Source organism: Pseudomonas sp. MAG002Y (assembly GCF_019400845.1).
In the GTDB taxonomy this organism is placed as follows: Bacteria; Pseudomonadota; Gammaproteobacteria; order Pseudomonadales; family Pseudomonadaceae; genus Chryseomonas; species Chryseomonas luteola.
Genome location: NZ_WOEJ01000005.1, coordinates 113,691 through 137,849 on the forward strand (window position 1 = coordinate 113,691; position 24,159 = coordinate 137,849).

The 24,159-nt window shown below is 55.2% G+C and carries 24 protein-coding genes and 1 tRNA gene; 16 read left to right on the plus strand and 9 right to left on the minus strand.

The window, feature by feature from the left end; genetic code table 11:
• Positions 1 to 82 precede the first annotated feature (82 nt).
• On the minus strand, positions 83 to 1,390 hold the full coding sequence (locus tag GM154_RS08955) for a sugar ABC transporter substrate-binding protein (protein ID WP_219651966.1): 1,308 nt from the start codon (positions 1,388 to 1,390) through the stop codon (positions 83 to 85).
• 290 nt (positions 1,391 to 1,680) lie between these two features.
• Positions 1,681 to 2,583, minus strand: coding sequence for an AraC family transcriptional regulator (locus GM154_RS08960; RefSeq protein ID WP_037030876.1), 903 nt, complete (start codon positions 2,581 to 2,583; stop codon positions 1,681 to 1,683).
• 211 nt (positions 2,584 to 2,794) lie between these two features.
• Between GM154_RS08960 and GM154_RS08965 the strand changes: the two genes are divergently transcribed.
• Positions 2,795 to 4,084, plus strand: coding sequence for a mechanosensitive ion channel family protein (locus GM154_RS08965; RefSeq protein WP_219651968.1), 1,290 nt, complete (start codon positions 2,795 to 2,797; stop codon positions 4,082 to 4,084).
• 112 nt (positions 4,085 to 4,196) lie between these two features.
• Complete coding sequence (locus GM154_RS08970; protein ID WP_219651970.1) at positions 4,197 to 4,886, plus strand: CatB-related O-acetyltransferase; 690 nt, start codon at positions 4,197 to 4,199, stop codon at positions 4,884 to 4,886.
• A gap of 76 nt (positions 4,887 to 4,962) precedes the next feature.
• Here the strand turns inward: GM154_RS08970 and GM154_RS08975 are convergent, their stop codons facing one another.
• Positions 4,963 to 5,142: a hypothetical protein gene (locus tag GM154_RS08975; RefSeq protein ID WP_010797995.1), complete on the minus strand. Its 180-nt coding sequence runs from the start codon at positions 5,140 to 5,142 to the stop codon at positions 4,963 to 4,965.
• Positions 5,143 to 5,243: 101 nt separating this feature from the next.
• Positions 5,244 to 6,362, minus strand: a complete 1,119-nt coding sequence (locus GM154_RS08980; protein WP_219651972.1) for a GNAT family N-acetyltransferase/peptidase C39 family protein — start codon at positions 6,360 to 6,362, stop codon at positions 5,244 to 5,246.
• Positions 6,363 to 6,559: 197 nt separating this feature from the next.
• Here GM154_RS08980 and GM154_RS08985 point away from each other — a divergent pair, with 197 nt between their 5' ends.
• A complete protein-coding gene (locus GM154_RS08985; protein ID WP_019365094.1) occupies positions 6,560 to 8,053 on the plus strand; it encodes a RimK family alpha-L-glutamate ligase in 1,494 nt (497 codons plus the stop codon).
• Between the two features lie 182 nt (positions 8,054 to 8,235).
• Here the strand turns inward: GM154_RS08985 and GM154_RS08990 are convergent, their stop codons facing one another.
• Both GM154_RS08990 and GM154_RS08995 read right to left on the minus strand, forming a co-directional pair.
• Positions 8,236 to 9,042, minus strand: coding sequence for a hypothetical protein (locus GM154_RS08990; protein WP_219651974.1), 807 nt, complete (start codon positions 9,040 to 9,042; stop codon positions 8,236 to 8,238).
• Positions 9,043 to 9,099: 57 nt separating this feature from the next.
• Complete coding sequence (locus tag GM154_RS08995) at positions 9,100 to 10,065, minus strand: alpha/beta hydrolase (RefSeq protein ID WP_181123585.1); 966 nt, start codon at positions 10,063 to 10,065, stop codon at positions 9,100 to 9,102.
• 175 nt (positions 10,066 to 10,240) lie between these two features.
• Between GM154_RS08995 and aroC the strand changes: the two genes are divergently transcribed.
• From aroC to GM154_RS09040, 9 genes are all read left to right on the plus strand, one after another.
• On the plus strand, positions 10,241 to 11,332 hold the full coding sequence (gene aroC, locus GM154_RS09000; RefSeq protein ID WP_219651976.1) for a chorismate synthase: 1,092 nt from the start codon (positions 10,241 to 10,243) through the stop codon (positions 11,330 to 11,332).
• A 126-nt stretch (positions 11,333 to 11,458) separates the two neighbouring features.
• Positions 11,459 to 12,640, plus strand: coding sequence for an MFS transporter (locus GM154_RS09005; RefSeq protein WP_019365090.1), 1,182 nt, complete (start codon positions 11,459 to 11,461; stop codon positions 12,638 to 12,640).
• Entirely contained in the window at positions 12,600 to 13,217 is a 618-nt protein-coding gene (locus tag GM154_RS09010; RefSeq protein ID WP_197870235.1) for a methylthioribulose 1-phosphate dehydratase, read from the plus strand. Before GM154_RS09005 ends, GM154_RS09010 begins: the two co-directional genes overlap by 41 nt.
• The gene (locus tag GM154_RS09015) at positions 13,214 to 13,765 is read left to right on the plus strand and encodes an acireductone dioxygenase (RefSeq protein ID WP_197870237.1); all 552 of its coding nucleotides are present in this window, start codon (positions 13,214 to 13,216) and stop codon (positions 13,763 to 13,765) included. Before GM154_RS09010 ends, GM154_RS09015 begins: the two co-directional genes overlap by 4 nt.
• Complete coding sequence (gene mtnC, locus GM154_RS09020; RefSeq protein ID WP_219651978.1) at positions 13,762 to 14,445, plus strand: acireductone synthase; 684 nt, start codon at positions 13,762 to 13,764, stop codon at positions 14,443 to 14,445. The genes GM154_RS09015 and mtnC overlap by 4 nt, the downstream gene beginning before the upstream one ends.
• A gap of 94 nt (positions 14,446 to 14,539) precedes the next feature.
• Positions 14,540 to 14,755, plus strand: coding sequence for a PLD nuclease N-terminal domain-containing protein (locus GM154_RS09025; RefSeq protein WP_010798005.1), 216 nt, complete (start codon positions 14,540 to 14,542; stop codon positions 14,753 to 14,755).
• A 102-nt stretch (positions 14,756 to 14,857) separates the two neighbouring features.
• The gene (gene speE, locus GM154_RS09030; RefSeq protein WP_219651980.1) at positions 14,858 to 15,718 is read left to right on the plus strand and encodes a polyamine aminopropyltransferase; all 861 of its coding nucleotides are present in this window, start codon (positions 14,858 to 14,860) and stop codon (positions 15,716 to 15,718) included.
• A gap of 250 nt (positions 15,719 to 15,968) precedes the next feature.
• Positions 15,969 to 16,304 (plus strand): ribonuclease E inhibitor RraB, encoded by a 336-nt coding sequence (locus GM154_RS09035; RefSeq protein WP_010798007.1) that lies wholly within the window; start codon positions 15,969 to 15,971, stop codon positions 16,302 to 16,304.
• 150 nt (positions 16,305 to 16,454) lie between these two features.
• Complete coding sequence (locus tag GM154_RS09040; RefSeq protein ID WP_019365085.1) at positions 16,455 to 17,342, plus strand: AEC family transporter; 888 nt, start codon at positions 16,455 to 16,457, stop codon at positions 17,340 to 17,342.
• A 356-nt stretch (positions 17,343 to 17,698) separates the two neighbouring features.
• Here the strand turns inward: GM154_RS09040 and GM154_RS09045 are convergent, their stop codons facing one another.
• Positions 17,699 to 18,394, minus strand: coding sequence for a crotonase/enoyl-CoA hydratase family protein (locus tag GM154_RS09045; RefSeq protein WP_010798010.1), 696 nt, complete (start codon positions 18,392 to 18,394; stop codon positions 17,699 to 17,701).
• Positions 18,395 to 18,596: 202 nt separating this feature from the next.
• Between GM154_RS09045 and GM154_RS09050 the strand changes: the two genes are divergently transcribed.
• Positions 18,597 to 18,686, plus strand: a tRNA-Ser gene (locus GM154_RS09050).
• An 83-nt stretch (positions 18,687 to 18,769) separates the two neighbouring features.
• On the opposite strand, the gene GM154_RS09055 is transcribed toward GM154_RS09050, so the two are convergent.
• Positions 18,770 to 19,054, minus strand: coding sequence for a hypothetical protein (locus GM154_RS09055; RefSeq protein ID WP_010798011.1), 285 nt, complete (start codon positions 19,052 to 19,054; stop codon positions 18,770 to 18,772).
• 430 nt (positions 19,055 to 19,484) lie between these two features.
• Here GM154_RS09055 and bcsE point away from each other — a divergent pair, with 430 nt between their 5' ends.
• From bcsE to bcsG, 3 genes are all read left to right on the plus strand, one after another.
• Entirely contained in the window at positions 19,485 to 21,050 is a 1,566-nt protein-coding gene (gene bcsE, locus GM154_RS09060) for a cellulose biosynthesis protein BcsE (RefSeq protein WP_219651982.1), read from the plus strand.
• Positions 21,040 to 21,243, plus strand: coding sequence for a hypothetical protein (locus GM154_RS09065; RefSeq protein WP_010798013.1), 204 nt, complete (start codon positions 21,040 to 21,042; stop codon positions 21,241 to 21,243). The genes bcsE and GM154_RS09065 overlap by 11 nt, the downstream gene beginning before the upstream one ends.
• A gap of 89 nt (positions 21,244 to 21,332) precedes the next feature.
• The gene (gene bcsG / locus GM154_RS09070) at positions 21,333 to 23,018 is read left to right on the plus strand and encodes a cellulose biosynthesis protein BcsG (protein ID WP_219651985.1); all 1,686 of its coding nucleotides are present in this window, start codon (positions 21,333 to 21,335) and stop codon (positions 23,016 to 23,018) included.
• A 48-nt stretch (positions 23,019 to 23,066) separates the two neighbouring features.
• Here bcsG and GM154_RS09075 read toward each other — a convergent pair whose 3' ends face one another.
• Positions 23,067 to 24,107 carry an NADP-dependent oxidoreductase gene (locus tag GM154_RS09075; RefSeq protein WP_150347580.1) on the minus strand — a complete coding sequence of 347 codons (1,041 nt, stop codon included), beginning with the start codon at positions 24,105 to 24,107 and terminating at the stop codon, positions 23,067 to 23,069.
• Between the last annotated feature and the right edge of the window lie 52 nt (positions 24,108 to 24,159).

Sequence of the window (24,159 nt, forward strand, 5' to 3'; positions counted from 1 at the left end):
ACAGGGCGGCCATCCAGAAAGCTGTCAGGCCAGGCTTGTCCTGAAGCGGCGCAGCCATTACGGCCACGCCGAACCGGTTAAGCTATTTGGGATAACCCGCGCGTTTCATTTCGCGAGAGGTCGACTGCTGGGCAGCCTGCAACGCCTGCTGCACGGGCATCTGTCCGGTCAGTGCCGCCGAGAACAACTTGCCCACCGAGGTGCCGATAGCCTGGAACTCAGGAATGGTTACGTACTGAATACCCACATAAGGAACAGGCTTGGCAGCGGGGTGCGCCGGGTCGGCCTTTTCCAGCATGGACAGGGATACCTTGGCGAAGGGTGCGGCCTGCATATAGGCCTCGCTGTATGTAGACTTGCGCGTACCTGGCGGGACGTTGGCGATACCTTCCTTGTCAGCTACCAAGGTGGCGTATTGCTTGGACGTCGCCCATGTCACAAAGGACTGTGCAGCTTCCTTGTTTTTGGAGCTGGAAGGAATCGCCAGGGACCAAGCATAAAGCCAAGATGAACCTTTATCGGTTACCTGCGTTGGGGAGGCGGCAAAGCCCACCTGCTCAGCCACCTTGCTTTGCGATTTGTCGGTCGTAAAAGACCCGGCCACGCTGGCATCCACCCATAGGGCGCACTTGCTGCTGTTGAACAGCGCCAGGTTTTCGTTGAAGCCGTTGCTGGACGCACCGGGAGGGCCGTACTTCTTCATCGTATCGACATAAAAGTTGGCGGCCTTGGTCCATTCCGGGCCAGTGAATTCCGGCTGCCACTTTTCATCGAACCAACGTGCACCGAAAGCATTGGCCATGGTGCCGATCAGCGCCATGTTTTCACCCCAGCCAGCTTTGCCGCGCAGGCAAATGCCATACTGATCCTTGTCGGGATGGTGAAGTTTGGCGGCAAATTCACCGAGCTGTTCCCAGGTTGGCTGCTCGGGCATGGTCAGCCCGGCGTCCTTGAAGAGGTCCTTACGGTAGTAGGTAATTGAGCTTTCCGCATAGAACGGCAAGGCATACAGCGTGCCCTTGACGGACAAACCTTCTCGTACCGAAGGAAACAGATCGTTCACATCATAGTCGGCTGGCAGGTCTTTCATAGGTTCCAGCCAGCCTTTGGCACCCCAGAGACCGGTTTCGTACATGCCAATGGTCAGCACGTCGAATTGACCGCCCTGCGTGGCAATGTCAGTCGTCAGGCGTTGGCGAAGTACGTTTTCTTCAAGGACTACCCAATTGAGTTTGATATCCGGATGCTGCTCTTCAAAGGTTTTGGAGAGCCGTTGCATCCGAATCATATCGCTGTTGTTAACGGTAGCGATGGTGACCGTGGCGGCCTGAGCATAGGTGACGGCACAAATTCCGGCTGTAGCGAAAAGCGCTTTCAATAGCATGTTCATGTCGCACTCCCTTCTGCGCCGTAGCGACAGAAGCTCTTATTGTTGTTTTAACCCCCAGACTGCGAAACAGGAGGAGCGTGTTCGATTGATTACACCTCTTAAGTTAAGCGGTAGACAAATGCGAAAACACACTCAGACTGATACTTTTTTGCACTTGTTAGCGAGTGATCTTTGCGTGTGAAATAGCAACAGAACGCTCTGCAGTAGGGCTTGGCGCGTTTTTGGCGTTGAGCCTGCGTGACAGAAATTGCAAGGTATTGGCAGGCAATGAGCAGTCGCCCGGACCCGGTTTATACGTTCTGCTCGGTCAAGCGTTTTACCGTGAGGCGCCGATAATGCGTAGGCGTCATGCCTTTCATTTGCTGGAAGCGGCGATTGAAATTGGAAATGTTATTGAAGCCTGACTCGAAACAGACGTCTGTCACGGCCTTTTCGCTTTGCGATAACAGCTCGCAGGATTTGCTGATACGCAGGCTGTTCACAAATTCAATAAAGCACCGCCCGGTAGCCTTGCGAAAGAAGCGGGAAAAATAGGTAGGCGTCATGCCCAGGTGCTCTGCTGCTTCCTCAAGCGTGAGCTCACTGGTGTAGCGTTCGAAGATGAAGTTAAGCGCCTTGTTGGTACGGTCCAGCGTATGTTCGTCGTCTTCCGAACGAATCGGCGCGCCGCTCAGCAGGTGATAATCCTCACAGGTCGCCAGCAGTTCCATCAGTACGAAAAAGTGACCCAGACGGCTGGCACCCCGCGTCTCGGCAATACGCTGCAGAAGATCTGCCGATTCATTGATGGTGCGCGAACAGTGGAACTGAATGCCGAAACGGGCGCGCTCAAGCAGCGGGTTCAGTGCATTGAGTTCAGGAAAGACTGTCGCCGCGTTTTCAAGCGTCTCATCGGTAAAGTTAACCAGCATGTCGCGCTTGTCGACGACCTCACCTTCCGCTACTTGGCTGATCCAGTTATGGGGCAGGTTAGGACCGGTCAAGAACAGGCTGTAAGGATAAAAGCTGCCGATATAGTCGCCAATGAAGGCTGTGCCCGAGCTGGCTATGATCAGATGCAGCTCGTATTCCTTGTGAAAATGCCAGCGAACCAGAGGGCAGGGGAAACCGTGCTCGCGGTAGATCACCGAATGGCCGCTAAGATCGTCCATCAGTTCATACGACGGATCGCGTTTGCGCAAAGGTCGAGTCATGGCCGGGTCCGTGGTGTTGTGGTTATACGGAAAAGGCCACCGCAGCATAGTCCGCTTCCTCCGAAATGTCTTTAGCGACTCAACGATACGGCCATGCCGGGTCAGGTAACGCCGGTTTGTCGCCGGTCATACAGAAGCCGGTTGCATTTTGCTACCGTAACGCCTCCCCGCCGTCCGGATCAGGATGGTGCGACTCTAAAAAGCAAAGATTATGACTACTTATTTAGATGCCTCGTTAAACTGGCTCAGGAACTATCCCGAGCTCTACACGCTGTTCTGCGTGACCTTGCTGCTGCTGGCTGCCTGGTTATGTAACTGGATTGTGAAGCGTATTCTAGTGAAGGGTGTTTACCGGCTATTAAGCAGTGCTTCGCTGGGTCTTAAAAGCGAGGTCACCAATACCCCGATGATCGCGCGCCTGGCTAATGTCGTGCCAGCCTTGATCCTTTCGACGGGTATACTCGCAGTGCCCGGCCTGCCGGAGGCGTTGGTCACAGTAGTTGGGAACGTGTGTAGCGCGTTCATTATCCTTACTATCGTGTTGGCGATCAGTAATCTGCTCGATATTGTCAATGCGGTTTACCAGCGCCGTCCCGATGCGCGATTCCGGCCGATCAAGGGTTACATTCAGGTCCTCAAGATCGGCATATTCTGCCTGGCATCCATTCTGATCATCGCCACGCTGATTGATCGCTCGCCATTGATTCTCCTGTCCGGACTGGGCGCGATGGCTGCTGTGCTGCTATTGATCTTCCAGGATACGCTCTTGTCACTGGTGGCCAGCGTACAGATCTCATCCGGGGACATCGTGCGCATCGGTGACTGGATAGAGATGCCCCAGCTCAACGCCAGTGGGGATGTCATCGATATCGCTTTGCACACGGTCAAAGTGCAGAACTTCGACAAGACGATTACCACGATTCCTACCAAGCGCTTCATCTCCGATGCGTTCAAGAACTACCGCGGTATGCAGGAATCCGGAGGTCGCCGCATCAAGCGCAGTCTGTTCTTGGACCAGCAGAGCGTGCATTTCATCGATGGTGATGAGTATCGGCATCTGCATCGTTTCAGTTTGCTGGCGGACTATTTAGATAATAAGCAGAAGGAGTTGAATGAATGGAACGAAAAGCTGGCTGAGCGCGGGCAGGAACCTGTCAACACACGTCGCATCACCAACCTGGGTACCTTCAGGGTATATGTGGAGCGTTACCTGCGCAGCCATCCCGGCCTTCGGCAGGACATGACCCTACTGGTTCGCCAGCTTGATCCTACTTCCAGCGGTTTACCCCTGGAGGTGTACTGCTTTACCAATACGGTGATCTGGGCGCAGTACGAAAATATCCAGAGCGATATTTTCGATCATTTGCTGGCGATCCTGCCGGAGTTTGGGCTTCGTATCTATCAACAGCCCAGCGGGGCGGACATGCGTGCCTTTCTGACGTCGGATCATCCGATCAACGCGGTAACTTCGCTGGATGACAAGCATCTGACCATACGATAGGCCGGGACGCTTTTTACCTTTGACGGTGCAACCTGGGTAATACTAGCTAGCGACGGAGCGTCTGGGTCAAGCCAACGCTCCAGATTGCGTGTCGGGTGGTTGAGAAGGTGCCGTGATAAAAGAATTCAGAAATGCCTACTGGAAACGCTGGCTCAGAAAGCAGGGCTGCAAGCTGTCGAACGGACCTCTTGGCCTCAGTAGCGGAACCACATTGCTACTGGAAGAGCATGTTTCGATCGGTCCTGTGGATGTGGCTGCCCGTCATCTTTCTGTTGGAGCCTATACCTATATTCGAGGCGGCAGCGAGCTATATCTGGTCCAGTCTATCGGGCGTTTTTGCTCGATTGGCAACAACGTTCTGATCGGACAGGAGCGGGATACCCATCCCGTTCACTGGGCAACTTCTCATCCGTTCGCGTCCGATGAGGCGGGGCTACCTTACCAAGGCAAGCAGAAGATGAGCGTCATTGGCCATGATGTATGGATTGGCCGTGATGCCATGATTATGGATGGGCTCTCGGTGGGTACCGGTGCGGTTATCGCTGCCCGAGCACTGGTTACTAAGGATGTGCCGCCTTATGCCATCGTAGGGGGTTCTCCGGCCAGGATCATTCGATACCGCTTTGCGCCTGAGCTTATTGAACGATTATTGGCGTCTCAATGGTGGACGCTCAGCCCGGAGGCGCTCAGGCAGCTTCCTTTCGATGATCCAGAGCGTTTCGTGCAGCATGTATCCGGCAGCGTACCGCCAGCAGCATACAAAACGGTGGAAATTACCCGAAAAGGGTGTCGAGTGTGCTGACTCATTTGCCAGAGCTCGTCTGACAGGCGTCCTAGCCGCTTTTGGGCAGCTTGCCATGCTATGTCAGAGGGGCCGGTTACTTGAGAACGCAGGACGCACTGATGGAGGGATTCATTTTTATCAGCTGGGTCCGCGCATCCATGCAGGTTTTCTGAGAATTGAACTCCTGCATGGCGACCATGGGCGAGCTGCCTTTATCGGTATGAGGATTGGTTGTATTCAGAAGGGTCACCACAAGAAGAACCCAAGTGCTCATAGGAGCTCCGTTTTAGAAACAGCGTCAGTGTTGTTACCAAGCGTCTTTTTCTACCTTAAAATTGAAGCCGGCTTATGGCGCTGAAGCGGTACGCTACTGCCTTACGCTGCCAGCTTTTTCACTGGGGCTGGAGGATACAGGATCACCGCAGCCCGCAGCTTGCTCTTGCCGAAGCGGCTGAGTTTGTCGAACTCGGCATGGCTGACCGGAATGTGTTGGCAGTCCAGCTCCCGACGATGTTGGCTATGGTCTACGTCTGGGTCGTGGAAGTAAATGAAGTCTTCGTCGCAACCGGTTACAGCGATCCAGTGAGGGCCTTTGGTCTGGATAAGGCGAAAGCTGCTGATCAACACCAATGGCAGACCACCGTCGGCAATGATTTGCGGGATATCCAGCTTTGTTCGAATCAGGCGTTCAATATCAGTCTGTTTGAGTTCCCGGCTGAAGTCCTCATGCACCAGCCGCATCACGTCACGTTTTTCTTCGCTGCGTACGCCTTCCAGGAAAAGAGGGCCGCGGGTGTTAACCTGTAACTTCACACGAAAACCGCGGCGTCGGGCGGCCAGGGCCAAGCCGTGTGGCCCGCAGCCACCGTGGCCGGCGGTCATGTAAATGGTGGTAGCCTCACGCCAGAGGCGTAACTCTTCCCAGCGCTCCAGCGGGCGTCCAGGCTCCAGCGCGCCCATTGCCATCAGAAGCGAGGCCGGGCCGCAGGTGAAATCTGTGGTCTGTCTATAGAAGGGTACCTTGCGTAGCCGGCCTTCACCGGGCTGACGGATACGTTTCTCGAAGCGCAGCGCCTGACTGTGATCTTCGTAGTAGTCATCGACGGTTGCAAAGGGGAGATAGCCATTGCGTTCATACAGGGCAATGGCTGCAATATTGTCCGGGCGTACCTCCAGACGCATGTACGCACAGTCCCGCTCAATGGCGCAGGCCTCCGCCGCCTCGAGCAGGTGCTGCCCAAGCTTGCGCCCCCGAGCTGCCGGGTCGATGGCAATGGAATACAGCCGCGCCAAGGAGGTGTTTTGGTGAAACAGAACCAAGGCGTACCCCAGGGTATTTCCAGCCTCTTCCACCAGCGTGAGAGAGGCATTGGCTCGAGTCAGCATCCATTGGAAATTGCGCCGCGAAAGGCGGTCGTATTCAAAGCACCGTTTCTCTAACTCAACCAGTGCGTTGAGGTCCTCGTGAACAGCAGGGCGTAGCGTGAAATTCATTTGTGTGAATCCCTAGCCAGGTCAAGCGCCTCAAAGACAGTCGCTCGGTCCTCAGCAGTGCGGTTAAGCCGCGGTTAATGGAGGCTGTGTTACGTAGTTTTCGTCTGTCCATCAATTGGTACAGACCGAACCTGAGTCGTTTGACAGGAACGTTGGTAATAGGCTCCCAAGGCGATTATCTGCACCGAGGAGGTGTTGTGAGCAAGCTGTATATCATCGTCGAGCGCAAGGAGGATTGGTCATCCTATTATCCGAGCGAAGACGTTATCACTGCCCAGGAATACCTTGAGCAGTCAAATGAGCAAGATAACGGCAAGCGTGTGCAGGTCATCAACCTGTGCCGTAACCAGAAGTACCTAGGGCACGGGTATTACTGCTCATTACTGGCAGAGGCCCGGGGTCACAAGGTAATTCCCTCCGTTCGCACGATCAGTGAGCTCTCCCGTAAATCCATCTATAACCTGGCTCTGGAAGATCTCGACAGGTTACTGAGCAAGGCCTTGAAGGGCCATCCCTACGCCAGTGCTGATGGGTTCACGTTGACCCTGTACTTTGGGCGAACCGATATCGAAGCCTTGCAGGATCTGGCCCGCCAGCTGTTTGAAGCTTTCCCCAGTCCACTGTTGCTCGTGGATTTTCGCCGCAATCGTGAGGGCTGGCATATTGGGGGCGTCAAGCTGGGAGCCATACACAAGCTGCACGAAGCTCAGGAAGACCTTTTTGCAAATGCCTTGGATGGTTTTAGTCGACAGGTCTGGCTCAAGCCGCGCGTACGCGAAAAATATCGCTTCGAAATGGCTATCCTGCATGACCCGAAAGAAGCGTTTCCGCCTTCTGATGCCAAGGCTCTGAAAAGCTTTGTCCGGATTGGCAAGCGCCTGGGAATTGATGTCGAGTTGATCGAGAAAAAGGATTACTCACGCCTTTCGGAGTTCGATGCGCTGTTTATCCGTGAGACAACTGCCATCGATCATCACACGTATCGTTTCGCCAAAAAAGCGGAAAGCGAGGGGTTGGTGGTAATGGATGATCCCCGCTCGATCCTGCGATGCACCAATAAAGTCTATCTGGCGGATTTGCTTAAAGCACACAAGCTGGACATGCCCAAGACGGAAATTCTGTACAAGGACAATGCCGCCCAGTTGGCAACGGTAGGGGAGCGGCTGGGCTTTCCGCTGGTGCTAAAGATTCCGGATGGTTCGTTCTCGCGTGGCGTTATGAAGGTCTCCAATCAGGAGGAGTTGAACAAGGCGAGCGCCGAGTTGTTCGAGCGCTCCGTGCTGCTCCTGGCCCAGGAGTTCTTTTATACCGACTATGACTGGCGCATAGGCGTGCTCAACCAGGAGCCGATCTTTGCCTGTCAGTACTTCATGTCGAAAGGGCATTGGCAGATCTACGATCACAGCGCCGGTGCGGTCGAGAGCAGTGGTGACTTTCGTACCGTACCCATTCAGGAGGCACCTCATGAAGTGGTCGAGCTGGCGGTTCGTACTGCCAACCTTATCGGCGACGGCCTGTACGGAGTTGATCTCAAGCAGGCGGGCGAGCGAATGGCGGTCATCGAGGTCAACGACAATCCCAATATCGACTCAGGGATCGAGGATGCCGTCCTGAAGGATGATCTGTATGCGTTGATCCTGGAGGAGTTCATCCGCCGGTTGGAGTTGCAGCGCAACGGTCAGCGTTGGTGATTGCTGATGCTCATGAAAACACTTGGACGCTAAAGTGCCCCGCAATGCGGTCGGAGATTTAACCAAAGCATAGCTTTTATCCCTGGATCGGCCCGCCGTGGAAAGAGGGTTTTCAATCCCCGGTAAGCATGTGCCTAAAGCATCGGCTTCAGGCGTAGCTGTAACGCCTGAAGCCTTTTGGCTCAATGAAACACCATCCAGATCAGCAGCCCGGCCTCGAAGAGGCAGAACGCCATCAGGCATGCCATGGTGAACTTCAGGCCCGCGTCGTCACGACGGTAGGCGGCAATCTGCTCCTGCAGCTTGAACAGGCTGAGGTCACGCTCATGCAGGTTCTTGTCCGCCTGTTCCAGCATGCTGCCTACATCCAGCAGGGAAAGCACCTGCACCTTATCCATGTTCCATTCGCTTTTAAGCTCGCTGGCCTTGGGCGCGCTACAGATGGCCTTGAGGGTTTGCCCCTCAATATAGGTAAGGGTAAAACCCTGAGCTTCCAGTGCATGGTCGCGGCGCTTGCGCATCTCCTCGACAAATCCATCACGGGCTGGCAGATCAAGGTTGGCTACCTTGTAGTGGCCCCACTTGGTCTTGGCCCATGCAATGCCCTGAGCTAACAGAAAGCGGCCCAGGCCACGATTGGATGGCTCGACTTGCAACAGTCCGCCTTCAAGTCCGCCGGGTTCGGCGGTGAAGCGGATCTCCTTGTTCTCGTGATCAGCCCAGATATTCAGGAAATTTTGATCACGGTGAACGCGCTGTCCGGGCAGCTGAATGCTCAACGATAAAACGCTCAGATCGTCTCCATGCCGTTCGGCCTTGCCAAACTGCACAAAGCGCAGCGGGCGAGGCCCGGTAATACGATCCGTGGGCAACGGTGTCAGACGCAGCAGGTAAAAATGTTCCGGTCCGAGCTCGGCCCAGGGATGCGTCTGCTTCTCAGGGGCGGTTTCCTCGGCGGTAGTGGGTTCTTCAATATCGGTTTCAGTCATGGCCGCGATCCTTTTCTACCTCCGCATGGGGTAATTCAAATCGCTATATCGGCCAAATCAGCGTGGACTAGAGACTTTTTCCTGAATGAAGGCGGTCATTCGCTCCACCAATTCGCCCGCTAATGGAAGATCCGGGTTGTTGTAGGTGGAAAGCTGAGCTTCGACATTGGCTGGCGTGATTCTGAGCATATGATTCATACCGGGAATCAGTGCCAGCTCGGCCTCGGGCCTTGCCCGTTTAAGCGCCTCGGCATCCTTGATGTCTACCTGAATGTCATGCTTGCCCTGGATGATCAATGCCGGAGCCTTGACCTGAGCGAAGGCCTGGGCGGGATTCTCCCGGAAGAGGGTGATCAGGTAAGGCTGAACGCTAGGGCGAAACAGCACCATCAGGGGCTCCGGTACCTGAAGCTGCATCTGGCCTTTATCCAGCTGATCCATGATCCATTGTGCGCTGGCCAGCAGCGGAGGGGACAGCTTGGTTGCCAATTGCTCGCGCAACACGTCGTCGATGGGGCGGCCACTTCCCGACAAGGTAATCAGGGCATCGGCACCTGCATCGTTGGCAGCGAGGCTGGCCATGAGGGCGCCTTCGCTATGGCCGATCAGGATCAGTTTTGTAAAACGCGGGTCTGAGTGGAGCTTTTTCGACCATGCGACGATATCTGCAACATAGCGTGGGACGCTCAAGTCTTCTTCCCGTGGCGCAGCAGGCGTACTTTGTGCAACGCCACGCTTGTCATAGCGAACGCTGGCAATACCGTTCTCAGCCAGGGCCTCGGCCAGGCGTTTCAAGGCAAAGTTACGCGCCATGGGGTTATTGCCGTCACGGTCTGTAGGCCCGGAACCTGCAATGATAAGAGCTACCGGCTGTGGCTTGTGACTTTCCGGCATGACCAAGCTGCCATACAGCGTTCCGTTGGCCGTCTCAAGGTTGATAGGGTGATATAGGATCGGCCCCCTGGCCGCGAATGCGGGTAGCGTCAGAAGGCAACACAGCAGAACAAGCAGACGGGACATCACAACACTCATGACCATAAACAAAGGGCACCGAACGGTTCCGGTAACCCGTAATTGGACGCAGCGTAACGGTTAGGGTTCTAAAGATGAACTCGGGAAAGCCAGAAGGTATACTCGTTCGCTTTCTGTGCCGGCGCTGGATAGGCTCCGGTCCATCGATTCTGCGGAGCTTTGCGACATGTCCGGCAATACCTTTGGCACATTGTTCACTGTTACCACGGCTGGCGAGAGCCATGGGCCCGGGTTGGTCGCGATTGTAGACGGATGCCCACCGGGGCTGCCGTTGGCGTTGGCTGACCTTCAACATGATCTGGACCGTCGCAAGCCGGGCACCAGTCGGCATACTACCCAGCGCCAGGAGCCGGATGAGGTCGAGATCCTGTCTGGCGTGTTCGAAGGTGTCACCACGGGTACGCCTATCGCTTTGCTGATTCGCAACACCGACCAGAAGTCAAAGGACTACTCTGCCATCAAGGACCTGTTCCGCCCAGCTCACGCGGACTATACCTATCACCATAAATACGGGTTGCGTGACTACCGTGGCGGTGGCCGCAGCTCTGCTCGTGAAACATCCATGCGGGTTGCGGCTGGCGCCATTGCCAAGAAGTTTCTGGCGACCAAGGGCATCCGTGTCCGGGGCTACATGAGCCAGCTCGGTCCTATCGAAATTCCGTTCAAGACCTGGGATAGTGTGGAGGAGAATGCGTTCTTCTGTCCTGATCCAGCCAAGGTGCCGGAGCTGGAAGCTTACATGGATCAGCTGCGTCGCGATCAGGACTCGGTAGGTGCCCGGGTCACGGTCGTGGCCGACGGCGTTCCGCCGGGCCTGGGTGAGCCGATTTTCGATCGCCTGGATGCCGAGCTGGCTTATGCACTCATGAGCGTCAACGCCGTGAAAGGCGTTGAGATTGGTGCCGGATTTGCCAGTGTGGCGCAGCGGGGCACCGAGCACCGCGATGAGCTGACCCCCGAAGGTTTTCTCAGCAACAACGCCGGCGGTGTACTGGGAGGCATTTCCTCCGGGCAGCCGATCGTAGCGCATCTGGCGCTCAAGCCTACCTCAAGCATTACCACGTCTGGCCGCTCCATCGATGTGAATGGCCAGCCCGTTGATGTGATAACCAAGGGCCGCCACGATCCTTGCGTTGGTATTCGGGCCACCCCCATTGCCGAGGCGATGATGGCGCTCGTCCTGATAGATCACTACCTGCGACATCGTGCCCAGAATGCGGATGTACACGTAGGAACGCCTGTCCTGGGTCAGCTCTGATTGCGGGCTTATCAGCCTATAGACAGGTTCAACTGCAGCTGCCCGTGGAGGGCAGCTGCATGAATAGGCACGCCGCTGATCAGCTGTACCGGCCTACTCAGGCACTGCATGAATACACATGAGTCAATGCCGATTCCTTATTGGCGTCTGTCCAGCTTCTATTTCTTCTACTTCGCCTTGCTGGGCGCAACGGCGCCGTTTCTGTCGCTCTACTTTCATCATTTGGGGTTTTCCAGCGAGCATATCGGTCAACTGGTCGCTATTCCCATGCTGATGCGCTGCCTGGCACCTAATCTGTGGGGGTGGCTGGGCGACCGTACCGGTAAGCGGTTGACCATTGTTCGTTTCGGCGCCTGCTGCACGCTCATCTGCTTTGCGGGGATTTACCTCAGTCATAGCTACGCCTGGCTCGCCCTGGTCATGGCGGCCCATGCGTTCTTCTGGCACGCGGTGCTGCCACAGTTTGAAGCCATTACCCTGGCACACCTGCGTGAACAGGCTTCGCTGTATAGCCGCGTTCGCCTCTGGGGATCCGTCGGGTTTATTGCAGCAGTGGTAGGGCTGGGCAAGCTGTTCGAGCATTTCAGTCTTGATCTGTACCCAGCCGGCCTGCTGGTCATCATGGCCGGTATTGTCATAGGCAGTATCTGGGTTCCGTCGCCTCTTGCGGTAAAACTGGAAAACAGCGGAAGCGAAGGCGGACTCATGGGTTGTCTGCGTCAACCGGGCGTCATGGCTTTTTATTTGGGGGCCTGCCTCATGCAGCTCTCCCATGGGCCTTATTACACCTTTCTAACGATACACCTGGAAAACCTGGGTTATGCTCGCGGCACGATCGGTCTCTTGTGGGCAGTAGGGGTTGTGGCGGAGGTGCTGATCTTTTTGGTCATGCCTCGTTTGCTGACCCTGTTCAGCCTGAGACAGGTACTTGCGGCCAGCTTTCTGCTTGCAGCGCTGCGCTGGCTGCTGTTGGGGCATCTTGCCGATCACCTGGGGGTTCTGCTCTTTGCCCAGGTCATTCATGCGGCTACATTTGGTTGTTTTCATGCATCGGCGATCCATTTCATCCAGCGCCGTTTCGGAAACAGACATCAAGGGCAGGGGCAGGCACTGTATGCTGCACTGTCGGGAACCGGAGGCGCCTTGGGGGCGTTTTACTCCGGTTATAGCTGGCAGGTGTTGGGTCCTGCCTGGACATTCGGCTTCGCCAGCCTGGCAGCGCTGGTGGGGGCATGCATGATCATTACGCGTTTGGAAGATCGACATCATGATGAATCATCGGGAGCTGCTGGCGCAGCAAATCATTGAGGCGGGTCAGTTTCTCTACAGTCGGGGATGGTCTCCAGCAACCAGTAGCAATTACTCTGCCCGGCTGTCCGAGACCCGCGCGTTGCTTACAGTCTCAGGCAAGCACAAGGGACAGTTAGGCCTGGATGATGTGCTCGTAACGGACCTGGAAGGTAACAGCTTGGAGCCCGGCAAGAAGCCGTCGGCCGAAACGCTGCTGCATACCCAGCTGTATCGATGGAAGCCGGAGATTGGCGCGGTGCTGCATACGCATTCGGTTAATGCCACGGTTCTGTCCCGGATGGTTGCCGACGAGGCGCTGGTACTGCATGACTATGAGCTGCAGAAAGCCTTCAGCGGTATCACGACCCACGAGGGCAGGGTACTGGTACCGATCTTTGAAAACGATCAGGACATCGCCCGGCTTGCCACGCATGTTCAGACATGGCTCGACACGCATCCAGACTGCGTGGGGTATTTGATTCGTGGTCATGGTCTCTATACTTGGGGGACTCGTATGAGCGATGCCTTGCGCCAGATCGAGGCGTTCGAGTTTCTTTTCGAATGTGAACTTAAAATATTGAGTATCCGGACATGAGCCGCCTGACTGTCTACCATGAGTCCCATCCCGAGCAGCCCAACAAGGTGCTTACCCAGGGTGATCATATCGCGGCAACGCTGGCCGAAGTAGGCGTTCGATTCGAACGCTGGCAGGCCACGGCGCCTGTAGCGCCGGGGGCGAGCCAGGAAGAAGTGATTGCCGCCTATCGTCCCGAGATCGATCGTCTTATCCAGGAACGCGGCTATCAGACCGTGGATGTGATCAGCATGAAGGCTGATCATCCTCAGAAAGCCGAGCTGCGCGCCAAGTTTCTGGACGAGCATCGTCATGCAGAGGATGAGGTCCGCTTTTTCGTGGCCGGGCGTGGCCTCTTTACCTTGCATGTCGGCGAATATATCTATGCCGTACTGTGCGAGAAGAATGACCTGATTTCAGTGCCCGCCGGTACACCGCACTGGTTCGATATGAGCGAAGAGCCCAACTTCGTTGCGATCCGGCTGTTTAATAATCCTGAGGGATGGATCGCCCAGTTCACTGGGGAAGACATTGCTTCCCGTTTTCCACGCCTGGAGGCAGATGCATGACCATTCGCGCTATCCTGACCGATATCGAGGGCACGACCAGCGCGGTCAGCTTTGTCTTTGATGTCCTGTTTCCTTTTGCGGCCAAGCATCTGCCGGGCTATGTGCGTGAGCATGCTCAGGAGGTGGCAGTGGCAGAGCAGCTGGATGCGGTGCGCGCCGAGGCCGGGGAGTTGACTGCCGATACCGAGCGCGTCATCGAGATTCTGCTGGGCTGGATCGCTGAGGATCGTAAGGTTACACCGCTCAAGGCCTTGCAGGGCATGATCTGGGCACAGGGCTACAAGGCCGGCGAGCTGAAAGGGCACGTCTATCCGGATGCCGTCGGAGCCCTTCGGCGCTGGCATGCGCTGGGGATTGCGCTTTACGTCTATTCTTCCGGCTCTGTGCAGGCGCAAAAGCTCATCTTCGGTTGTTCCGAGGCTGGAGACCTGACGCCGCTGTTTTCCGGCTACTTCGATACGATGACCGGAGGCAAGCGTGAAGCCGCTTCCTATAGCCGTATCGCCAGCGCAACCACGCATCAGGCAGATGAAATTCTCTTCTTATCGGATGTTATCGAGGAGCTTGATGCTGCCCGGTCTGCCGGTATGAAAACCTGTGGCCTGGTTCGCGAGGGCGGCGAGCTGGCCGGTCACCCTTGCGTGAAAAGCTTTGCTGAAATCGACCCTCTGACGCTCTGACAAAAGGGGTATCAGCGACATTCGGTCGTTTAAGGCGAACTACCGCCTCGGGTGCGCAGTCCCAATTTTACCGGAACTGAATTGGAGAGCACCCATGATTAACTCAACTATAGGCGGTGTCATCGGTTTCATCGTCTTCTTGCTGGATATCTGGGCTATCGTCAGCGTCATTCGCAGCGACAGCACCAGTAACAAGAAGATCTTCTGGACACTGCTTATCATCATTCTGCCAGTCGTGGGGCTGATTGCCTGGGGGCTTGCGGGTCCTCGCGGAAGTACGTCCGTATCGGCGCCAACGCATAAAGGGTAGTAGAACGCGTCTGGAGACCGTCACGCATTGCCCTTACAATGCCCGCCTTTTCCAGGGCGGGCGTTTTCCGTTCCGCCCATCCGAGGAACGGGAGACCTCTCAATGAAAGATTATCTAGAAACCCTGTATGACGGCTATGGTCAACGCTTTCGCATGGACGAGCTGCTCCATGAAGTTCGTACCGAGCATCAGCAACTCGTTATTTTCAAGAATGCCCGCATGGGACGCGTCATGGCGCTGGACGGCGTAATCCAGACGACCGAAGCCGATGAGTTCATTTACCACGAGATGCTTACCCATGTGCCGTTGTTTGCCCATGGTCAGGCCAAGCGTGTCCTGATCATCGGTGGCGGTGACGGCGGCATCCTGCGGGAAGTGGCCAAGCACAAGAGTGTCGAGCACATCACCATGGTGGAAATCGATGCGGCCGTGGTCGACATGTGCAAAACCTATCTGCCCAATCACTCCAATGGCGCATTTGACGACTCGCGTCTCAACCTTGTCATCGATGACGGTATGCGCTTCGTGGCAAATACCACTGACCGTTTCGACGTGATCATTTCCGACTCGACCGATCCCATCGGTCCGGGTGAAGTACTGTTCTCGGAAAACTTTTATCAGGCCTGCCATCGCTGCCTGAATGAAGGTGGAATCCTGGTCACGCAGAACGGCACGCCCTTCATGCAGCTTGACGAAGTGAAGACCACAGCAAGCCGGGTCAACGGGCTCTTTGCTGACTGGCATTTCTATCAGGCTGCCGTACCGACCTACATTGGCGGCGCGATGACCTTTGCCTGGGGCAGCCGAGACGCTGGCAAACGTTTTGTGCCGGTAGATACCCTACGCGAACGGCTCGCAGTCTCCGGCATTGTTACGCGCTATTACAATGCCGACATCCATATTGGTGCCTTTGCGCTGCCTCAATATGTACTAGGCGCCATTGGCAAGACTTCCAACGCCTGATACTTTCGGAAGGTGCCCCGTGATCATTTGCAGGGCACGCACCACTCGTCGCTATCCAAGGAACCGGTGCCGCCTCAAAGCTCTCTTTTAGTTGTGTGCAATGCTATACGTCAGGCGTTTGTGTTGGCGTTCTTTTAGTTGAAAGGGCTCTGCGGGTGGCTTCGCTGATACCGGCGATCACCGTTGCAACGCCTCTATCACGCTCTATCGCATTAACTAAAAATCCCATTCAATGAGCAGGAGGTGCCCTATGCCTTTAAACATCTCCGATGATGTAAGCCTTACTGTGCTCCGGCAGATGAAGGAGGGTGGTTTCGACTTCTCACGCATACATCCCATCGATTTCTTCGCTATTTTTCCTGATGAAAAACAGGCCCGAGAGGCTGCATGTCAATTCAAGGGAGAGTCGTTGAACGCTCAGATAATACCGCACGAAGAGGGTGGGTGGCACTTACAGGTCAGTAAGGTCATGTTTGCTACCTATACGACAATTGACGATTTCGAGTCTGATCTTGAGGCCGTCGTCAGTCCTCTTGGCGGAACGTTGGATGGCTGGGGCGTAACCCAGGAAATCAGGAGGACCTGATCCTGACGTCGAGGCATGGCCGTTCATGTCATGCCTCATTTTAGTTTCTGCCACATGCTCCGTTTGATCTCACGTCCTGCGATACCGATTTACTACTCCCCGTTCCTGCCCAAGAGGGCATAATGAACCCTTGATTCAGGGGAGAAAGGCATGCTGTCAGAGTTATTCGCGGTCATGGCGCCTGTGCTCATTGGCGCAGGTATCGGCTATTTCTGGAAGCGCTGGGGCTATGAATATCCCACTGACTTCATCTCCCGCCTGGTCTTCAACGTAGCCTCTCCCTGTCTGGTTCTGGCGACACTGGGGCATGCACACATCGACAAGCACAGCTTTGGGCAAATGGCCCTGGCCTGCGTGGTTATCTGCGCAGTCATGGGGTTGGCAGCCTATGGGCTTGCCCGAGTCTTCAAGCGAGACTGGAAGGTATTGGCCCCGGCATTCATGTTTCCCAATGTAGGCAACATGGGCTTGCCGGTGTGCCTGTATGCGTTTGGCGAGCAAGGCATGACGCTGGCCGTGGCATTTTATCTGGTCTTGTCGATCGGTAATTTCAGTTTAGGGATCTTCTGGATGTCCGGCGAGCGCTCGCTCAAGATGCTGCTGGGAAATCCCATCATGATCAGCGTAGCGATTGCATTATCACTCATGATGCTTGATGCCCAACTGCCGCGCTGGATTGCCAATACCGTCGACCTCATGTCCGGCCTTGCCATTCCGCTCATGCTTATTACGCTGGGCGTGTCACTGGCCAGCATACGGCCACAACACCTGGGGTCCGGCTTCCTATTCGGTGGAATCCGGCTATGTCTGGGTGCTCTTGTGGGCTGGCTGGTGGGTTGGGCGCTACATCTGCCACCTCTGGCCCATGCTGTCCTCGTCACCCAGTCATCCATGCCCGTAGCGGTTTTCAACTATCTCTATGCCCTACGCGCTAACCGGTCTCCCCAGGAAGTAGCCAGTCTCGTATTGTGTTCAACCATACTGGCGTTTGGGTTCTTGCCGCTGATGCTGGCATGGTGGCTGCCTGCCACAGGATAATCAGCCTCCCAACAGGCGAGTCAGGTTGGGAAGTACAAGTACGATGGTGGTGATAATCAGCACAAGGCTCGCTTGCCGCCACTTGGGTGTCGGTTCTCTTAACATGATTCAAGCCCTTTCTTCTTATAGGGAGAAGCTCGATTGCTCTGTCGGCATTTATTATGGCCCTCGCAAGGGCCATATCACATTGAGTCGAGACTAGGTCGCAAGTTACAGCCTGTTTAGATCTAAAGCTTTTCTAAATCTCCTACTTAATGGTGTTTAGCGATTAAAAGGAGCGCTGTACAGCGTCTTTTCACTGTTATAGACGCGTTTCACAGAGGTTTCGTGACAGCGTGCCGTTTGTCTGATGATTGTCAGGCGCGGCCGAAGTGTTGGGCGTCCAGGGCGATAGCCTCATCCAGTGCGGACAGTAATGGCGCTCTGGCCTTTACCTTCGTGTTCCCATGGGCTGACATGTTGAGCTTGCTCAGGCGCATAGCGGCGCGGTGAACAGCGTCTTCCAACGCTTCTGGCGCTACGACTTCATCCAGAAAGCCTGCTTCGACAGCCGCTTCAGGTGAAAACATTTCAGCACCAATCACGGCTCGTTGAAAGGCGGGACGGGGCAACCGGTCGCGTGCGATTTCAATACCCGCCTGATGCATTGTCATACCAATGGCGACTTCATTCAGCCCTATGGTAAAGGCGCCTTTGACGCCAATCCGGTAGTCCGCCGACAGTAACAGGAAGGCACCTTTGGCAACGGCATGACCACCGCATGCAACTATCACGGGGAAGGGGTGGGACAACAGACGACGTGACAGACGAGACCCCATTGTGACTAGGTCGATCGCCTGCTGCGGGCCGCTCATCATGACCTTCAGATCGAAGCCCCCGGAGAGGATTCCCGGTTGGCCTGTAATGACCACAATGGCTTTGTCCTTTTCGGCCTGATCGAGGGCCTCGTTCAGCGCATCGATAACAGCTGGCGAGAGCGCATTGACCTTGCCGTTGTTCAGCGTAAGCGTTGCCACAGGGGATTCATAGCGATAAGAAACAAGTGCGTTCATGAGTGAGCCGTTGTCGTTATTAATATTGCGGTGAACGTAACGACTGTTTCGAGTCACGTAAAGCCGTTTGGTTGACTGCCTGGTCACGCATGAACTGGGCTTTCTGATTTAAATGCATGAATACATTAAAAAAAATTTGCCATTTCAAAACTACATGGATATAGTAGCGCACCTCAACGACGCAGACGTTGAGAAAAACTCTGGTGAGGTGTCCGAGCGGTTGAAGGAGCACGCCTGGAAAGTGTGTATACGAGAAATCGTATCGTGGGTTCGAATCCCACCCTCACCGCCAGATTAACAAAACCCCTGAGAGCGAAAGCTCCAGGGGTTTTGTGCATTCTGGGTGAAATTTCTGCCGAATATACGGGCAGGATGTCAGCGTTTTAGATACCGAGCGCTTGGGGCGTAAGTTGCGAGTGTCAGATCCGGCAGGCAGGGTTCGCTGAAAGACGTTGGTTTGCGAAGTTCGCGCTCTATGTCCGTTAGCACAGTGTCCATCAGCAAAGGGTTCTGGACTTGCGCTGAGGTCAGCTTCCAGGTGAGCGGAGAATTCCCCGTTACGGGAGCTGCAGTAATGGTCAGGCTACCATCGCAATCGACCACAGTGTTGACCTGGTAGCGTCCAAGCGAGAGATCCGACAGGTGAAGAAGTGACTTCATGATCAAAGAGCAGCGTTTTCCGTGATGAGTATTAGATACGGAATTTCCCAAACATTCCCGCACGGCTTGACCGTTTGTCAGATCTTCTTTTCCTGTCTTACGTCTTGATTTAGATCAAGAAAGAGGTTGTTTCACCGACGCTGTTGACTCAAGCCGCAGCGTGTCGTGGCGACATGTCCGCCGCGACTTGCCTTTTATGGCCAAAACTTCTGATGGCCTGAAGGCTGTACGGGAAGGATGGTGGTAGGTGCGGTTATAAGGTCGCTGCTTAATCGCTCGACTGTTGTTTGCCAAGTTGCTGGCTATTGAAGGGCTAGGCTGACTTTCTCCCCTGGGTACTGTCAAAAACCGGGATTGTGGCGTGTGGCCAACTGGATGTTCGCTGGGTTGTCTGCAATGCTGTGTTTATCTTCAGGCAAAGGCGAACAGTTTGCACATCGCTATTCATTCCCTACCTCAACAATATGGCCATATGCGCCAGCCTGGCCTGTACTGGTTGTTGGTTAACCAGGCTCTGGTGGCCGATACGTTGCTGCTGTCAACCCTCCATGAGCAGGCTTCGGACGTATCGTCAATTTGCGTATTGCCTGACCGGCCCAAGGACAGCTGGATCGACGTTCTGCTGGCTCATAAAACTAACGTCCGGTTTTATACGCTAGCTGAACAGAACCATGAGCGCTGGCTGGAGCGGTTGACCGAAGAGCTTGAATGGTATGGCAGGTTGGCCGGCCGGCTGATCGTGGTGCAGTACGATGTTCGCCAATTGGACAGTCTGACCGAGGCTGCGCTGAAAAAGCGGCTGGCTCATCTGGCCGGATGGATCCGTAAGCACAAGGCTACATGGCTCATGATTGGGGTAGGAGATGGTGTCCAGCAGCGGACACGTCTGGCGCCACTAAGTGATGAGTTATCCGGCCTGGGTGAAATGGAGCGTCATGCCTTTCATGTGCATTACCATATTGATCACTGGCGTAGCGGGGAAGGTGGCGTTTTTCATGCTGACTTCTCACTTGAGCTGAGTGAGTCCGGCCTGCGACTGGCCAATGCCGCTGATGTGGAAGTGTCTACCAGTAACCGTGATGACGAGGTGGTTCTGGCCTGGCGAGAATGCCTGGCAGGCCGACAGGCACCCTCCCGGCATTGGCAGCTGTTTGACTCACTGGAAGATCTGCTTAATGCAGCCCATGGCGCACATGCCGCTACGGTAGTGCTGGGCATTGCAACTGCGGGCAAGGTAGAGGAGCTGGCAAGACAGATCCATGGCTTACGCGCTGCCCGAGGCAATCGGCTCAAGATTGTGATTCGTGAAATCAGTCAGTGTCTTCGCCACGTGGATGAACGGCTGTTCTTTTCAGCGGGTACCAACCTCGTTGTGCCGTACCTGAACGATGTATCCCGTTTCTTTAGTCAGTTGCAAAGTGTACAAGGACAGATTTATCGGCGAACGGGCGATACGGACTTCGATAAGCTCCTGCAGGCATTACGTCCCCAGTTCATGCGTGGCTATGTGGCTGCAGAGACCTTTATTGGCAGTGTACAGGCCGAACTGGAGCGCATCGTACAGGATGAGCTGCCCGGCATGGTATTAAAGCTCAAGCCCGCCCATGGTCTGACCGCTCTGGATCTATTGGCACAGTGCGACATGAAGCGTCGTGGCGATTTCGTGACGGTGGTCGAGCAAAGCTTGTACCTGTATCTGTTTGCGTGTCGCCTTAACGATATCGAACCGGCCTTGCGAAATATTTTTCGTGTTTCTGTCGATACGCTGGCATCGAGTATCGAGATTTATGACAGCGCCGAGCGGTTGGGGCTGGAGCTGAGTCGAATGAATGCGCTACCGGCCCAGCATGACTATACGGATAACCTTGCCTTCCGGCTCAAAGGTATTGCCGAGCCGGCTGACATCAAAGATGTCTCTCCCGAATCGGGTGAGCCACAGCCTGTATTGAGGCGTGTTTCGCTTATGGTAAAGAGGACTGCAACCCATGAGCGATGAGCTGTTTCACTACGCCATCATTCTGACCGGCATTCTGGCCTTTCTGGCGGGTTTTTTGCTGCGCTCGGCTTGGAAGGCCATACTGGATTGGATATTTCACAAGACACAAAGGCCTCGTTACCTGAAACCCTCGATAGAGCTTAAAGGGGGCAAGATTCGTGATGGCGAGACAAAAGGGCGGGGTAATCAGTAAACCTGACGGACATTTATGCTCCGTCATCCATTCGACTACGCCTCGCTATCGCCTTGAGCGGGCAGGACGCCTTGATTGAAGATGTGTTTATGACCGATAGACCACTGCTGCCGCCACCCACCGCGCTTCAATACTGGCGAGGGTTGGGCTTCTGGAATTATTACTTCCTCACCAAATTCGTGCTGGTCTGGCAAGGCCTGCTAAATTTTCATGCGTTGGAGAATTTGGCCTTTGCGGCTTTTCTGTTGGTGCCGCTGCCGCCGGTATGGCTGCACCGTCTGAGGCATGTCGTGGCGATTCCCATTGGCGTGTCGCTTTATCTATATGACACCTGGCTACCCCCTGTTAGCCGGCTCTTTGCCCAGTCTGCTGAGATATCGGCGTTCAGCTTTGACTATATCCTTGAGCTGGTAGGGCGGTTCATTAATACTTCCTGGCTGGCCGCAGGTCTCGTTCTGTTGGTGGGGTACCTGTTCTTCAGTCAGTGGATACGTTTCACGGCGGTAACGGTTGTAGCCTTGGTAGCGATTCTGATTGCTGGCCAGACAACCTTCTGGCGTTCATCAAACCCTGCCGCGGGACCAACACTTGTAGACGTCCCAACCACGGCTGTACAGCCTGGAGGACAGGCGTCGCCTGTGCCCAGGCCAGTGGCGGGCGGAACGGTAGAACCAACCGATGCCAATCTCAATGCAACACTCAGTGATTTTTATACCCATCAGAGCACTCTGGTCAGCCAGTTCCCTCCAGCTCTAGGTAACGACGCGGCCCCCTTTGACGTGCTGATCCTGAATATCTGCTCGTTGGCCTGGGACGACATGGAGGATGTCGGACTCAGTCAGCATCCGCTCTGGAACAAGATGGACGTGCTGTTTGATGACTTCAATTCGGCCGCTACTTACAGCGGACCAGCTGTATTGAGGCTGCTTCGAGCGAGCTGCGGCCAGTTGCCTAATGCCGGGTTGTATCAGCCTGCCAGCAAGCAGTGCTTTCTCTTCGAAAATCTCAAGCAGTTGGGTTTTGACGAGGCCATGGTCATGAACCATACCGGTCGCTTCGATAATCTGATCGGGCAGGTCAAAGACAACGGTGATATGCAGGCGACTCTTTTCCCGTTTGGGGACTTGCGGCCCGTCATGACGGGCTTTGATGGCTCGCCCATTTACCGTGATGGACAAGTGCTCTCCAAATGGTGGCAACAGCGACTAGACAATGCGTCAGCGCGCGAGGCGATGTTCTATAACACAATCTCGTTGCACGACGGGAATCGGGTCATTGATCCAACGTCCGGCAAGACGGTCACGGCAGAATACAAGCCGCGTCTGCAAAACGTACTAGATGACCTGAGCGGATTTATTGATCGCCTCCAGGCTTCTGGAAAGCCGGTTCTGCTGGTGATCGTGTCCGAGCATGGCGCCGCATTGCGAGGCGATCTCATGCAGATCAAGGGAATGCGAGAAATTCCAAGCCCTACCGTGACGCACATTCCGGCCGGCGTCAAACTCATCAATGCCAAGGCGACGTTGAGTGGGGCGCCTGTTCATATCCGTACGCCTGCCAGCTACTTTGCGTTGTCGGAATTGATCAATCACTTGGTGGATGGCGCTGCCTGGAAAAATCCGAATTTCGACCTGAATGCCGTTATTACCAGCCTGCCGCAGCTGGATCATGTGGTGGCGGAAAACGAAGGCAGTGTGATGATGCGTTTCAACAGCACGCATTATTTGAGGCTGGATGGTAAAAGCTGGATCAAGTATCCGGAGCGGGGGAAGTAAGCGAGAAAGGCCAGTCGTAATGTACGGCTGGCCTTTCTGGCGCTAGCTTCAGTCGTTGCCGACCCGGACGACCAGCTTGCCAAAGTTCTTGCCTTCCAGGAGGCCCGTAAACGCGTCAGGGGCGTTTTCCAGACCGTCTACGATCTGCTCGCGGTACTTGATCTTGCCTTCGCTTATCCAGGGCGTCATGTTTTCCAGGAACTCACCGTAACGGTCGCCATAGTCCATGGTGATGATGAACCCTTGCATGCGAATGCGCTTGTGCAGGAACGTAGCCTCCAGCATCGGGAGGCGATCCTTGCCGTCAGGCAGATCCTTTGGATCTTTGTTGTAAGTGGCGATCAGACCGCACACCGGTACGCGTGCCTTGGTGTTCAGGAGAGGCAGAACCGCATCGAATACCTTGCCGCCTACGTTTTCGAAATATACATCAATGCCTTTGGGGCAGGCCTTGGCCAGTGCCTCGGCAAAATGCTCACTCCGGTGGTCGATGCATTCATCAAAGCCCAGGGCTTCTACGGCATGCTGGCATTTTTCGGCTCCGCCCGCGATGCCTACAACGCGGCAGCCCTTGAGCTTGGCAATCTGCCCTACCGTCGAGCCAACGGGACCGGTGGCCGCGGCAACCACAACGGTTTCACCCTCCTTGGGCTGTCCGATATCAAGCAGCCCCATGTAAGCAGTAAAACCAGGCATTCCAAGAACGCCCAATGACCAGGAGGGATGCTCCGGGTTATCGCCGAGCTTGTTGAGACCATCGCCATTGGAGACGGCATAATCCTGCCAGCCATTAGCAGCTAATACCCATTCGCCTTCCTTGTAATCCGGATGTCGGGAGCTTTCCACGCGGCAAACCGTGCCTCCTACCATCACATCGCCCACTTGCATCGGATCGGCATAAGATTTCGCATCGCTCATCCGGCCCCTCATGTAGGGGTCGAGAGACAGGTAGACCGTGCGCAGCAATACTTCACCGTCTTTGGGCTCAGGGCGAGGCTCGCGCTCCAGGCGAAAGTTCTCTTGCGTCGGTGCGCCTTGCGGGCGCGAGGCCATTACGATGCGGCGATTTTCGTTTTGGGATTGGGTCATGTCTCACTCCTGTGGATCATCCAGGGTCAGCGCTGTGCCTGTTCAACGAGAG